Here is a 13,261-nt window from a genome sequence, read left to right as displayed (position 1 = left end):
TTATTTGGCCTCTTTTTCTGTTTTATTGTCTCTTTTTATTTTTGCTTGTTCAATACTTGCCTGTAATGTCTCCATAATATTGATGATGTTTGGAGCAGGAGAGATGGTTTCGGTTTTTTCTTGTTGTTCAATTTTATTTTCGATTAATTCGGTAAGAGCTTCTTTATATTCATCTGTATATAACTCTTGTTCGAAAGGATTTGTAAGATGGTGGATTAAATTGATTGCTGCTGTGAGTTCTTGTTTTTGAATTGGATAATTTTCATTACTTGGTAAGTTAGGTGTATTTGTTATATCGCGAATTTCATTAGGGTAGTGAATAGTTTGTAATATAAGCCCATCTTCAAAGTTACGGATAATAGCTAAATGTTGTTTTTTTCTAATGGAAATATGGATAAGACCAAGTTTATTCGTACGTTCAAGAGCTTCTTTTAATAATAAATATGATTTTTCATGTCCTAGGGTAGGTCCTATAAAATAAGAGCGATCATAGAGAACAGAATCAATTTCGTTATTTTGGACAAAAGATATAATACGAATGGATCGTGGTTCATGAGCTTGTTGTAATTCAGCTAATTCTTTTTCATCCATAATAATATATTTATGAGGTGCGTATTCATAGGCTTTTACAATATCTTTATCATCAATTTCTTCATCCGTACAATCAGGAGCAAATTTTTTATATTTAATAGGTGTTAAGCATTCTTTATGAAGACTTAAAAATTTTATGTCGTTTTCTTCTACGGCACTATATAGTTTGATTCCTATATTTAATAGTCCAAGTGAAAGTGCACCTTTCCATACAGTATGCAAATGAAACATCTCCTTTCGTTCAAAAATGATTATGTATATTATGAGATAGTAAGAAATTTCCTATACGTTTTTTGTTTTTTACGAAAGGGATTGGGATATAAAATATATTGACAAGCCCTCTGAAATATTTTAATGTGAGTGTATAAAATTGTGTATAAAGGGGAGTAACTTATTACAGTAAAGTCGTCATTACAGGGAGAAACCCTCGGCTTTATTGGCAACGTTTCGTTGTTAGTGAGACCTTTACCAGCAATGGTAAAGGCCCCTTTCTGTCTTTTTGAGGACCCTTACCATATTTGGTAGGGTCCTTTTCGTATACAAAGAGAGGAGATATAAAAATGAAAAAACTTATTAGTAGATTAAGAGTTGTATTTCATATTCGCCGATTTGTTCCATTCCTATTTGACTTTTTCACTTCAAAAGAGGTTTCAATAAAGAAGAAAATTTTATCTATTGCGTTTTTAGTTGGTTATGTTGCGATGCCGCTCGATTTAATTCCAGACTTCCTGCCGTTTATCGGTATTTTAGATGATATTGGAATTGTGTTATTTATTTTGAACCGAATTGTAAAAATGGCGCCAGTTCAATTACAAGAAAAGCATAACGTAAATGTAGGATAGGAGTTAAAAATATGGAGCAAATTATTTTAGATATAATCGAGTTTTTAAAGCAGTTTTCTTATTTTGGAGTTGTGTTAGCATTAACGTTTGAATTTATTCCGGCAGAAGTAGTTTTGCCCATGGTTGGGTATTGGGTATACGAGGGTGATATGAATTTTTGGCTTGCTGTACTAGCCGGAACGCTTGGCGGAACGACAGGACCGTTAACGTTATACGCACTCGGTTATTACGGTGGTCGTCCGCTATTAATAAAATACGGAAAATACTTCTTTATTAAAGAAGAACAAATTCAAAAAGCAGATGATTTCTTTGAGAAATATGGACCAGTTGTAGCATTTGTTGGACGCTTTGTACCGGGAGTTAGAACGCTTATTTCTGTTCCATGCGGTATGGCGAAAATGAACATATGGAAATTCAGCATATATACATTTGTAGCAATGTTCCCGTTAACGACTTTGTATGTTTATTTTGGAATGAAATTAGGTCCGCATTGGGAAAAAGCAGCAGATGTTGTTGGGCAATATATGCTACCGATATTAGGGGGCGTTATTCTTATCGTTGCTAGTATCTTTGTCTATAAATATATGAAGAAAAGAAACAAAACGGAATCTATCTAGTCATTTGAATATTTTTTGAAAATAGATGAATAGTACAGGCAAAAGACTCTGAGGGACATACACATATAGGGAATATAAAAGAGAGAGGGGAAACAACTATGTCTTGTGAGTGCTCAGGGTCAGCATTAACTTGTTGTCCAGATAAAAATTATGTGCAAGATAAAGTGTGTAGTCCGTGGTCTGCTACTGTAGTTGCAACAGCAATTGATAATGTTCTCTATACAAATAATATTAACCAAAACGTAGTTGGTACTGGTTTTGTTAAATATGATGTTGGACCAGGCCCAATTACTGTAGAAGCGCTTGATTCTGCTGGGGGTACAATTGATACACAAACATTAAACCCAGGAACGAGTATTGCTTTTACGTATCGTCGCTTTGATAGTATACAAGTTGTGTTACCTGCAACACCTGCTGGAACGTATCAGGGAGAATTTTGTATTACAACACGTTATCCACTTTCATAGCAGAATAGGAGAGGATCGAAATGGGAATGAGAAGTTCCAGTTTGTCTTGTTGTTCTAATAAAACACTTGTGCAAGACCAAGTATGTACAGACTGGTCTATTACAGGTGCTGGTACTCAAATTGTATATACAAATAATATCACGCAAGAAGTATATGGTTCAGGTTACGTGAAATATGATGTAGGTGCGAACCCGATTACAGTTGATTTTTTAGTTGGTGCTACAGTAATTGATACAATTACTGTACAGCCGCAAAGTAGTGGTACTTTCACTGTACGATATTTTACGACTGTTCGAATTACTACGACAGGAACAACTGTTAATCAAGGAGAGTTTTGTATTACTGTACGTTATCCGATTTCATAAAAAAAGCATACCGTAAATGGTATGCTTTTTTTATTGAGAAAGTAATGAAATTGGTATTCTATAAGCAACATGTAAATTCGCAACAGTACTTGCCTTCTAAATATAGTGAAGGATTACTTGTTATATTGATAATATTGACCGACTGTAGGTTTTTTCCTGTGTACGATATTGTATTACCAGGAAACACAGTGAAAATATTGGTTACTGTTCCAACGATTTGAATTGTAATTGCTTCGGTGCTGCTAGTACTATTGTAAACCGAGACAGTACCTGATATAAGTAGTATCCCATCACTTTGCCATAGTATCATTGATTGTGATGCATCTTTGGCAGAGGGGATGGTGTTATTAGTTATGAGGAAATTCCCTGCAAATTCATTTGTTACTCGCTCGCAATTTGGATTTGGAGGAGGGGGCGGTGGACAAGGGTCTGGACAAATAATAGATAAAGGAGCGAAACAGCCGATATTTTTTTTATTCTTCAATACAACCCCTCCTTTTAAGTTGTTTTTTACTACTATTAAATGTAAAAGCATGGCCGATGTGTTAAAAAAAGAAGGAAATATTAAAAATTAAGATTGTCTAATAGGCTTAAACCTTAACTTATCATTAGCGTTATAGAAAAGATTATATGTGAATAGTCATAGGAAAAGAATGATCAGACTCTTTTAGACAAAAGGTGGTTGTATACAATAGTACGAGGAATGTTGGACTTAATTTCTAATTAACTGTATATTTACAAAAATCTAATAAAATTCATTTGTTATTTAAACGACATTAACATGTATTAGATAAAATAGCCCTTGTAATGAATCAATTATTATGAGGAGGATTCACGTGGACAGAAATGCTTTAAGAAAAGTAAAAGGCCTTATTGGATTATTAATGGTTTTTGTATTAGCGTTCGTATCATTTCCGTGGAGTACATCAGTCAAGGCGGAAGAGAAAAAGCAAGAAAAGGCATCAAGTGAGAAGAAGATAGTTTTTCCAGTTGTAAGTGATGTGCATATTAAAAATAGTGGAACAGATGATACGTTTCGCTGGAAAAGAGCGATCGAACAGTTTAATACATTAGCACCGAAGCAAGATGCATTTGTTATTGTAGGTGATTTCACGGATACAGGATCGGTGCAGCAATATGATCGTTTCATGCAAGTGTACAATGAAAATGCAAATAAAGATGCTGTGCGAATGAATTCTCTTGGTAACCATGATTATTGGAACGGTTTATCTGTAGAAGGTGCGCAGAAGCGTTTCTTAGAAAAAACAGGTATGGAATCAATTTATTATCATAAAGTGGTAAAAGGTTATCACTTCCTTGTTATGTCTCCAGAGAATGGAACAACTCATGGCTATTATTCGGACAAGCAAATTAATTGGTTAAAAGAAGAAATGGCAAAAGCGCAAAAAGATGATCCAGAAAAACCGATTTTTGTATTTTTACATCAACACATTAAAGAGACAGTATACGGTAGTCATGAATGGGGAACACAAGATAGCGCAAAAATTAATGCGGTATTAAAAGAATACCCACAAGTTATTACGTTTTCAGGTCATTCACATTATCCATTAGATGATCCGAGATCGATACATCAAAAAGACTTTACATCAGTTGGTACATCTTCAGTAAGTTATATGGAAGTTGAAGGTGGTAAAGTACAAGGGAATATCCCGCCAGGAGCTAGTACGTTAAGCCAAGGTTTATTAGTAGAAGTAGATGATAAAGAAGTAACGATTAATCGTCGTGATTTCCATACGAATTCTTGGACAGGCGAGCCTTGGAAAATTAAATTACCAGCAAAGAAAGAAACATTTACACATGTAGAAGATCGTGATAAAGAAAAGCCTTACTTTGCTAAGGATGCAAAGCTTGCTGTATCAAATGTAACAGAAAATGCGGCAACAGTAACATTCCCGCAAGCATTGGACAACCTCCTTGTTCACTCTTACCGTGTACAAGCTAGAGATAAGCAAACGGGTGAAATAAAAAATAAATTGTTAGCATTCTCAGAGTTTTATCGTGATCCAGTGCCGAAAGATCTTACGTTTACGCTTGCAGGGTTAGATGGCGGGAAAACATATACACTTGAAGTAGTTGCGATTGATTCATTTGGCAATGAAACCGCGCAGCCGTTAACTGCGGAAATTACTACGAAAAAAGATAATATTGACCCGAATGTGAAAGTACCAAAAGCTGATGTTTTCGATGTAAACTTTGCAGATGGTACATTTAAAGACAATTCACCATTTGGTACAAAAGGTGATATGAAGGGTAATGTGACTATTGAATATGATAAAACATTGAAGAAGAATGTTATGAAGTTAAACGGAAAAGCAAATACATTTGGATACCTTCCATTTTCAGCAGCACAAAAAGAGAAAATAGCAAATACGTTTACGTTAGAAACTGTATTTTCAATGAATGAAATTCGCGGACAAGGTATTTTGCAAAATACAGAAGGCGGCGGAATTGGATTTGAGTCTACAGGGAGTGGATATGTTGAATTATGGGCTCACATTGGTGGTAGCTATAAACGTGTTGGCGTTCAATTAGAAGCAAACAAAACATATCACTTAACAGGAACGTATAACGGAAGCGAAGTGGCAATTTACGTAGATGGTAAAAAAGTAAATAGTCAGCCAGCTACTGGGAAAGTGTATCATCCAAACGTACCATTTGCATTTGGAGCGGATCCTGATAGTAACGGAAATGGTGGTATTCCGTTAAATGGACAAATCGCGCTTGCGAAATTATATAGTAAAGCGTTAAGTTCTTCAGAAGTATTAGCGGCGTACAATGAGTTTTCTAACCGCACAAAGTTAGAGCAAGTGAACGCGTTATATGAAGAGCTTGGAAAAGTGAAAGAAGTGTTAGCTGGTACGTATGAGTTTGGTGATAAGCCAGGTCAATATTCAAAGGAAGCATTTCAAGAACTAGAGAAAAGCTATAACATTGCAAAGCAAGCATTTGAAAATGTAGGAAGTACTGGGGAACAAATTATTCAAACATATAACGAATTAAAAACAGCTAATGTAACATTTGTACAATCTAAAGTAGTAGAACAACCGAAAACACCGAAAGAAAAATTACAAATCAATATTGAATCTGCAAAAGTAGTAGTGAAAAAAGCGCAAGATGCAAATGTAACGGACGGTTCAATGAAAGCACTGATTCAAAAAATTACAGTGGCCGAAGCTGTAGTGAAAGATGTAAAAGTAAAAGATGCACAGGTAGAAACGATGAATCGTACATTAGAGTATACAATTTCACTTGTTGAAAAAAGCATAAACAAATAAGAGAGAAGAAAAGAAGCTTATCATGATAGGCTTCTTTTTTGTTATACTAAAAGTAGTATAGAATGAAGGAGCGAATAATTTGGAACAGAAAAAGCTAAAAAGAATTCTTGAATATGTATGGATTGCGGTTGTGCTCCTTGTAGGATATTATTTCTTAAAAGAGAAAAGTATTTGGGTTTTATTTTTAATGACTTTCTTATTAGCAGGACTAGGAACGTTATTTATTAACTTTTTCTTTGATAGTTTGAATGCCTGGAAGAATAAAAAGAAGGGAACGAAGTAAAGGAGGGAATATATGCAAAAGTGGAAGCTCATATATCAGGTGATTATTTTCCTATTACTTGTAGGTATTGGAATTATTAAATACGCAACGCCAATAGGAAATTGGGCATGGTTTACAGCTTGCATCGGCATATTTTTCATTTTACAGTCGTTAACGAAAAAATATAATAGTACAGAAAAATAGCTCGCCGCTAAAACGGCGAGCTATTTTGTTATGCTTTTTTCTTTTCATCATTCGTTTTTTCGGTAGCTAAATGACTATGTTTCCTAGAGTAGAAGAAATAGAAGCATAAGCCGACTATAAGCCAAACTGCAAAGCTAATCCATGTTGTTTTAGACAAATTGATCATTAAATATAAGCAGCAAAGAATAGCGACAACTGGTAATACAGGTACGAAAGGTGTACGGAATCCACGTTTTAAATCAGGATGTGTTTTTCGTAAAATAAGTACTGCGCAGCAAACGAATGTAAAGGCTGTTAATGTGCCGATGTTTACTAAATTCGCTAGCAAATGTAAATCTAAAAGTCCTGCTAATAAAGCAGCAACAACGCCAGTAATCCACGTATTTAATAAAGGGATTTTTACTCTTTTATTTACACGTGCTAACGCTTTTGGAAGTAGACCGTCACGGCTCATTGCATACGAAACGCGAACTTGTCCATACATAACGACTAAGAGAACGGTTGTCATTCCAGTCATCGCTCCGACAGCGAGTAGTCCTGCAATTGTATCCTCACCAACGAAATGCAATGCAAATGCAACTGGATCAGAGACGTCTAATTGCGTATAAGGAACCATACCTGTTAAAACGAAAGATACAATCATATATAAAACAGTACAAATAAGAAGAGAACCGATAATACCAATTGGTAAGTCACGCTGCGGTTTTTTCGTTTCTTCTGCAGCGGTTGCGATTGCATCAAAACCTAAAAAGGCGAAGAACACAGTGGCAGCCCCAGTAATAATACCGTCGTATCCGAATGGGATGAACGGTGTCCAATTTTCAGGTTTTACATATTTTGCACCTGCTACGATAAAGGCAATGATAACAGCTAGTTTAATAAGAACCATAATATTATTAATGCGTGCACTTTCACGTATACCAAAACTTAAAAGGCCAGTAATAAGAAGTAAAATGCAGACAGCTGGTAAATCGATGAGACCACCTTTTCCTACGCCGGGGGCCGAGGCGATTATGGCGGGCAGGTGTATATTGAACCCTTGTAGTAATGATTGCAAATAACCAGACCAACCGACAGCTACTGCTGCAATGGCAAGTAAATATTCGAGCATTAAACACCATCCGACGATGAAGGCGACGACTTCTCCGACTGTCATGTATGCGTAAGTATACACACTTCCTGAGACAGGAATAGAAGAAGCAAATTCAGCATAACAAAAGGCTACACAAGCACAAGTAAATGCAGCAATAAGAAATGATAGCATAATACCAGGACCAGAATGTTTTGCTGCAACAATACCTGTTAATACAAAAATCCCTGTCCCAATTACGGCGCCGATCCCTAAAAACGTTAAATCGAGTGCAGTTAATGTTCTATCTAGCTGCTTTGGTGATTCAGTACTAAGCGCTTTTTTTCGTAATAATGACTTCACTGTGGACTCTCCCCCCGTTTTTTCATTTCCATAACTGCGACTATAGTATGAGCCCGTTAAAAAAGAGTATGTAAGGAAATGGAGGTACAGTTATGGTATGTAGTTTTTTAAAATTGCTGGATTAATCTTAATATAATTCAGAATATTTTGTCAAATAAAAATATGAAAAATAAAATTCGGATCAATAGGGGAAACTACTTGCAGAAATGGACGGGGGTTAACGACCCACTGATTAAAGTTAAAGTAGGAGCAGATGCTATGTTATTTTATTTTGAACTTGTCGTCATTTTACTTTGTACGAAATTAGCTGGTGACATTAGTGTGAGACTTGGTCAGCCTTCTGTACTTGGTAAGTTAATTGTTGGTATTATTATCGGTCCGGCTGTACTCGGTATTATTAATAGTTCTGAACTGATTGATGAACTGAGTGAGATTGGTGTTTTGCTACTTATGTTTATGGCGGGACTTGAAACAGATTTAGAAGAGTTAAATCGGAATTTGAAATCGTCATTTGCAGTAGCGGCTGGTGGAATTATTTTTCCTTTCATCGGTGGTTATGTAACAGGGTTACTGTTTGGATTAATACAGTCCCATGCCATTTTTTTAGGGTTATTACTTTGCGCAACATCGGTTAGTATTACGGTGCAGACGCTACGTGATCTAGGAAAAATGAATACGAGAGAAAGTACAACAATTTTAGGTGCTGCCGTATTTGATGATGTCATTGTCGTTATTTTATTGGCATTTGTAATGAGTTTTTTAGGAACACAAGATGTGAATATAACACTTGTCATTGCAAAGAAAATTATTTTCTTTGTAAGTATTGTTTTTATTGCTTGGAAAGTCGTTCCTTGGATTATGAAAATGCTTGTCCCGCTTCGTGTAACAGAAGCGTTAATTAGCGCGGCTCTTATTATTTGCTTTTCTTTTTCTTATTACAGTGAAATGATGGGAATTGCAGGTATTATTGGAGCATTTGCAGCAGGAATTGCTATTTCTCAAACAGAGTATAAGCATGAAGTGGAACATAAAATTGAACCGATTGCTTATGCAATATTTGTTCCAGTATTCTTCGTAAGTATCGGAATGGAAATTACATTTCAAGGCATTGGAAGCCAGCTTTGGTTCATTATTATTATGACCCTCATTGCAATTTTCACAAAGTTAATTGGATCAGGTTTAGGAGCGAGATTGACAGGTTTTAATCTCCAATCTTCTATTAGTATTGGCGCGGGGATGGTATCACGTGGTGAAGTAGCGCTTATCATCGCAGCAAATGGACTTACGGCGAATTTATTAGCGAAAGAAAATTTCACAGCGATTGTTATTGTTGTTATATTGACGACGATTATTACACCGCCACTTTTGAAGAAATATTTTGTATAGAGAGGAAGGGCTTATCTGATGTAGGTAAGCTCTTTTTTTATTCCAAAAAGCAATGGTCATATAGCATGAAGGGTTTGTAATTATGGTAAAATCTATGTATGTGATATGACAAGGAGAGGGAAGTGTGAAGATTACGAAGGAGAAGGTTATCGGTGTAATCGTACTTATTGCAGTATGTATACCATTTACTGCATGGAAAGAATCAAAAGTGAAAGATTTTCCGGTTTCTATTTTTTCGGAAGAAGCAGATGGTGAGTACGGTCAGAAGCTGAAATATACTGCTTTTTTACCTGATGTTGCGATTTGGATGAACGGTTGGAAAGAGAAGTGGACAGAAGGAGAAAGAACTGTTTATCAAAAAGGGAATCGCATTGTAAATGTGTTTCATCCTCCTGGCGATGATGGTTTTTACCTTCTTGAAGCAAGAGAAAATAAGTGAACGCAACCGTAAGAAGTGGAGGTTAAATAGTGAAAGCTTCAACATTACTATTTAAAATTGAAAGTAATATGGATCAATTTTCACCAGCTGAAAAGAAGGTTGCCATGTACATAATGGAGAATGCAGAGATTGTTCCGAACTTAACGACGAAAGAAGTGTCAACGAATGCAGGCGCAAGTGAGGCGAGTGTCGTTCGTTTTTGTAAGTCGATTGGGATCGGAAGTTTTAAAGCATTTAAGATAGCACTCGTTCGTGAATTAACGATTGCTGATTATAATATTAACGATTTTTCAGTGATGAATACGGAAGATGGACCGTACGATTTGTTTAATAAAGTCACTTATGTGAATAAAGCTGCAATTGAGGCGAGCGTTACTGCGATAGATAAGAAGGAACTTGAAAAAGCTGCAGATCGTATTGTAAATGCGGATAAAATTATCTTTTACGGAGTAGGCGGATCAGCTACGCCAGCAATGGACGGGGCTTATAAATTTACGCGGCTTGGATTTACAGCGATGATGCTATCTGATTTTCATATGATGTTGCCGCTTGTGACGAATTTAAAAGAAGGCGATATATTTGTTGCGATTTCAACATCTGGTCGAACGAGAGATGTGCTTGAAATGGCGCAGTATGCAAAGAGACAAGGTGCAACTGTTATTGGAATTACGAAGCTAGATCAATCATCCCCCTTATATAAAGAAGCAGACATTCGTCTTTGTATGCCAGATGTAGAACAAGATCATCGTATTGCAAGTATTGCGTCGAGAATGACGCAACTGAATATGATTGATGCTTTATATGTGATTACTTTCAACCGAATTGGTAATAAAGTATTGGATCAATTTATGGAGACGCGAGAAGAAGCGTTGCGGTTACGGAAGTTAAAGTAGAAGAAAAGATGAGGAGACTCATCTTTTTTATTATCTTTGACACAAATATGTCATGTTGTGAAATTTTATTTCATAAAATAAGAAAGGGTTATTGATTTTTAGTTTCTTAAAGTTATAATAAAAGTGTGAAATATAATTTCAAAGAGGGTGGAAATATGTTAGAAAATTTATCGACAGAACATCGTAATGAGAAAACAATGAATCTGGATGAAATGAGCATAAAAGAAGTGTTGCAAAGTATGAATGAAGAAGATCGAACTGTTGCGTTAGCAGTTGAAAAAGAGATAGAACAAATTGAAAAGGTTGTACAGACTGTTATTAAATCTTTTGAAGAAGAGGGACGTTTAATTTACATTGGTGCTGGTACGAGTGGTCGTTTAGGTATTCTAGATGCAGTGGAATGTCCGCCGACATTTGGCACGGATGATAAAATGGTGCAAGGATTTATAGCAGGTGAGTTGAAAGCGTTTACTAAAGCGGTGGAAGGTGCCGAAGATCGCGAAGAGTTAGCAGAAGAAGATTTAAAAAGTATTGGATTAAATGAGAAAGATACAGTGATTGGAATTGCTGCAAGTGGCAGAACTCCTTACGTAATTGGCGGCTTGAAATACGCACAGAGCGTAGGAGCGAGTACAGCAAGTATTTCTTGTAATAAAAATGCTGAAATAAGTAAATATGCAAAGTTAAATGTGGAAGTAGAGACAGGTGCAGAAATATTAACAGGATCAACGCGTTTAAAAGCTGGTACAGCACAAAAATTAGTGCTGAATATGATTTCAACAGCTTCGATGATTGGTGTAGGAAAAGTATATAAAAACTTAATGGTAGATGTTCAATCCACAAATGAAAAGTTAGTAGAACGGTCAAAACGAATTATTGTGGAAGCAACAGGCGCTAGTTATGAAGTAGCGGCAGAGTATTATGAAAAGGCAGAACGTAACGTAAAAGCTGCCATTGTTATGGTGTTGTTGCAGTGCGAATATGGGGAAGCACTGGAGAAACTAAAATGCGCAAAAGGGTTTGTGAAGAAAGCACTATAAAATAATAGGGAGGGGGATTCTATTATGAAGAAAGAAGAGAGAATGGCCAAGGAAATTTCGGAGCAACTTGGAGGAATAAAAAATATTCGTAGTATTGCTCATTGTATGACGAGACTACGTTTAACGCTTCATGATGAAAGTAAAGTAAATATGGACCTTTTGAAAAAAGTTGAAGGCGTTATGGGTGTTATAGAAGATGAGACGCTTCAAGTTGTCGTTGGTCCAGGAACAGTAAATAAAGTAGCAGCTGAAATGGAAGGCTTAACAGGACTACGAATTGGTGAGGTAGCAGATCATCACCTTGAAGATATTGGGCAAGAGATGAAATCAGAGATTAAGAAGAAAAATAATACACCGGTGAAAAACTTTTTACGAAAAATAGGAAGTATTTTCATCCCATTAATTCCGGGGCTTGTTGCGTCAGGAATTATAAACGGGGTTGCTAACTTTGCGAAAAATGCTGGTGCTGATCCAAATGCAACGTGGTTACAAATGTTACTACTCATTGGCGGCGGTATCTTTACATTCTTAGGAATTTTAGTCGGCTGGAATACAGCGAAAGAATTTGGCGGGACACCGGTTCTTGGGGCAATTGCTGGTATTTTAATTTTCAACCCGGCGATGGCAAACGTAAAATTGTTTGGTGAAGCATTAGTGCCCGGACGGGGCGGATTGTTTGCAGTTATTTTTGCAGCATGGCTTATGGTTGTAGTGGAAAGACAAGTTCGAAAAGCAGTGCCAAATGCAGTTGATATTATCGTGACACCACTCATTACTGTATTAGTTGTAAGTATCGTAACGATGTTAGCCATTCAGCCATTAGCAGGTTTCTTATCAGATGGTATTACGAGCGGAATTAATACTATTTTAAATATTGGCGGAGCATTTGCTGGCGCAGTACTTGCGGGAACATTTTTACCTCTCGTTATGGTCGGATTGCATCATGGTTTAACACCAATTCATATGGAATTTATTAATCAAACACACGTAACACCTTTATTACCAGTACTCGCAATGGCTGGTGCTGGCCAAGTGGGCGCAGCAATTGCGATTTATGTGAAAACAAAAAACAAACGACTTCGAAATGTAATTAAAGGTGGATTGCCAGTTGGCTTTTTAGGAATTGGTGAGCCGCTATTATACGGGGTTACATTACCACTTGGGAAACCGTTTATTACTGCTTGTTTAGGAGCAGCTGTCGGTGGTGCATTCCAAGCAGTTATGCAAACAGCTTCTCTTGGGATTGGCGTATCAGGGCTATCTTTAATTCCGTTAATTGCTGACAATAAATATTTACTATATTTCTTAGGTTTAGTAATTGCATATGCTTTCGGATTTATCTTTACGTACTTCTTCGGATTTAAAGAAGAAATGGCAGAAAACATATAGAGAAAGGGATTCCTTTCTCTTTTTCTATTAATAGAAAG

Annotated in this window: 16 protein-coding genes; 13 read left to right on the top strand and 3 right to left on the bottom strand. The window is 36.3% G+C overall.

Annotation, left to right across the window (positions count from 1 at the left end; translation table 11 throughout):
- Window positions 1-813 (bottom strand): non-homologous end joining protein Ku, encoded by an 813-nt coding sequence (locus tag BUA87_RS13305; protein ID WP_065228343.1) that lies wholly within the window; start codon window positions 811-813, stop codon window positions 1-3.
- Between the two features lie 338 nt (window positions 814-1,151).
- On the opposite strand from BUA87_RS13305, the gene BUA87_RS13300 reads away from it, so the two are divergent.
- From BUA87_RS13300 to BUA87_RS13285, 4 genes are all read left to right on the top strand, one after another.
- Window positions 1,152-1,433: a YkvA family protein gene (locus tag BUA87_RS13300; RefSeq protein ID WP_000733837.1), complete on the top strand. Its 282-nt coding sequence runs from the start codon at window positions 1,152-1,154 to the stop codon at window positions 1,431-1,433.
- Window positions 1,434-1,444: 11 nt separating this feature from the next.
- Complete coding sequence (locus tag BUA87_RS13295; protein ID WP_000435017.1) at window positions 1,445-2,050, top strand: DedA family protein; 606 nt, start codon at window positions 1,445-1,447, stop codon at window positions 2,048-2,050.
- 98 nt (window positions 2,051-2,148) lie between these two features.
- Window positions 2,149-2,517, top strand: coding sequence for a DUF3992 domain-containing protein (locus BUA87_RS13290; RefSeq protein ID WP_001277540.1), 369 nt, complete (start codon window positions 2,149-2,151; stop codon window positions 2,515-2,517).
- 20 nt (window positions 2,518-2,537) lie between these two features.
- Complete coding sequence (locus BUA87_RS13285) at window positions 2,538-2,882, top strand: DUF3992 domain-containing protein (RefSeq protein WP_000525814.1); 345 nt, start codon at window positions 2,538-2,540, stop codon at window positions 2,880-2,882.
- Between the two features lie 58 nt (window positions 2,883-2,940).
- Here BUA87_RS13285 and BUA87_RS13280 read toward each other — a convergent pair whose 3' ends face one another.
- On the bottom strand, window positions 2,941-3,321 hold the full coding sequence (locus tag BUA87_RS13280; RefSeq protein WP_240522936.1) for an S-Ena type endospore appendage: 381 nt from the start codon (window positions 3,319-3,321) through the stop codon (window positions 2,941-2,943).
- Here BUA87_RS13280 and BUA87_RS31835 point away from each other — a divergent pair.
- The 4 genes from BUA87_RS31835 (at window position 3,209) to BUA87_RS31360 (ending at window position 6,644) form a co-directional block, all read left to right on the top strand.
- The gene (locus BUA87_RS31835) at window positions 3,209-3,457 is read left to right on the top strand and encodes a hypothetical protein (RefSeq protein WP_033657453.1); all 249 of its coding nucleotides are present in this window, start codon (window positions 3,209-3,211) and stop codon (window positions 3,455-3,457) included. The genes BUA87_RS13280 and BUA87_RS31835 overlap by 113 nt on opposite strands.
- 261 nt (window positions 3,458-3,718) lie before the next feature.
- Window positions 3,719-6,178 carry a LamG-like jellyroll fold domain-containing protein gene (locus BUA87_RS13275; RefSeq protein WP_065228345.1) on the top strand — a complete coding sequence of 820 codons (2,460 nt, stop codon included), beginning with the start codon at window positions 3,719-3,721 and terminating at the stop codon, window positions 6,176-6,178.
- A 79-nt stretch (window positions 6,179-6,257) separates the two neighbouring features.
- On the top strand, window positions 6,258-6,461 hold the full coding sequence (locus BUA87_RS13270; RefSeq protein ID WP_000435797.1) for a hypothetical protein: 204 nt from the start codon (window positions 6,258-6,260) through the stop codon (window positions 6,459-6,461).
- Window positions 6,462-6,473: 12 nt separating this feature from the next.
- Window positions 6,474-6,644, top strand: a complete 171-nt coding sequence (locus BUA87_RS31360; protein ID WP_001174835.1) for a hypothetical protein — start codon at window positions 6,474-6,476, stop codon at window positions 6,642-6,644.
- A 28-nt stretch (window positions 6,645-6,672) separates the two neighbouring features.
- Here BUA87_RS31360 and BUA87_RS13265 read toward each other — a convergent pair whose 3' ends face one another.
- The gene (locus tag BUA87_RS13265) at window positions 6,673-8,076 is read right to left on the bottom strand and encodes a branched-chain amino acid transporter BcaP (protein ID WP_072939909.1); all 1,404 of its coding nucleotides are present in this window, start codon (window positions 8,074-8,076) and stop codon (window positions 6,673-6,675) included.
- Window positions 8,077-8,274: 198 nt separating this feature from the next.
- Here BUA87_RS13265 and BUA87_RS13260 point away from each other — a divergent pair, with 198 nt between their 5' ends.
- The 5 genes from BUA87_RS13260 (at window position 8,275) to BUA87_RS13240 (ending at window position 13,223) form a co-directional block, all read left to right on the top strand.
- A complete protein-coding gene (locus BUA87_RS13260; protein ID WP_001174882.1) occupies window positions 8,275-9,462 on the top strand; it encodes a cation:proton antiporter in 1,188 nt (395 codons plus the stop codon).
- 124 nt (window positions 9,463-9,586) lie between these two features.
- On the top strand, window positions 9,587-9,901 hold the full coding sequence (locus BUA87_RS13255; RefSeq protein WP_000704960.1) for a hypothetical protein: 315 nt from the start codon (window positions 9,587-9,589) through the stop codon (window positions 9,899-9,901).
- 29 nt (window positions 9,902-9,930) lie between these two features.
- Window positions 9,931-10,794: a MurR/RpiR family transcriptional regulator gene (locus BUA87_RS13250; protein WP_000648167.1), complete on the top strand. Its 864-nt coding sequence runs from the start codon at window positions 9,931-9,933 to the stop codon at window positions 10,792-10,794.
- 155 nt (window positions 10,795-10,949) lie between these two features.
- The gene (gene murQ / locus BUA87_RS13245; RefSeq protein ID WP_072939905.1) at window positions 10,950-11,834 is read left to right on the top strand and encodes an N-acetylmuramic acid 6-phosphate etherase; all 885 of its coding nucleotides are present in this window, start codon (window positions 10,950-10,952) and stop codon (window positions 11,832-11,834) included.
- Window positions 11,835-11,858: 24 nt separating this feature from the next.
- Window positions 11,859-13,223 (top strand): PTS transporter subunit EIIC, encoded by a 1,365-nt coding sequence (locus tag BUA87_RS13240; RefSeq protein ID WP_072939902.1) that lies wholly within the window; start codon window positions 11,859-11,861, stop codon window positions 13,221-13,223.
- Window positions 13,224-13,261: the final 38 nt, after the last annotated feature.

Origin of the sequence: Bacillus sp. bc15, from assembly GCF_900142585.1 — a bacterium.
GTDB lineage: Bacteria > Bacillota > Bacilli > Bacillales > Bacillaceae_G > Bacillus_A > Bacillus_A cereus.
This window is presented reverse-complemented; position numbering and strand designations above follow the sequence as displayed.

Coding starts and splice junctions, on each gene's coding strand:
- BUA87_RS13295 (WP_000435017.1), top strand. CDS start 1,445: ATGGAGCAAATTATTTTAGATATAATCGAGTTTTTAAAGCAGTTTTCT.
- BUA87_RS13290 (WP_001277540.1), top strand. CDS start 2,149: ATGTCTTGTGAGTGCTCAGGGTCAGCATTAACTTGTTGTCCAGATAAA.
- BUA87_RS13240 (WP_072939902.1), top strand. CDS start 11,859: ATGAAGAAAGAAGAGAGAATGGCCAAGGAAATTTCGGAGCAACTTGGA.
- BUA87_RS13300 (WP_000733837.1), top strand. CDS start 1,152: ATGAAAAAACTTATTAGTAGATTAAGAGTTGTATTTCATATTCGCCGA.
- BUA87_RS13285 (WP_000525814.1), top strand. CDS start 2,538: ATGGGAATGAGAAGTTCCAGTTTGTCTTGTTGTTCTAATAAAACACTT.
- murQ (WP_072939905.1), top strand. CDS start 10,950: ATGTTAGAAAATTTATCGACAGAACATCGTAATGAGAAAACAATGAAT.
- BUA87_RS31360 (WP_001174835.1), top strand. CDS start 6,474: ATGCAAAAGTGGAAGCTCATATATCAGGTGATTATTTTCCTATTACTT.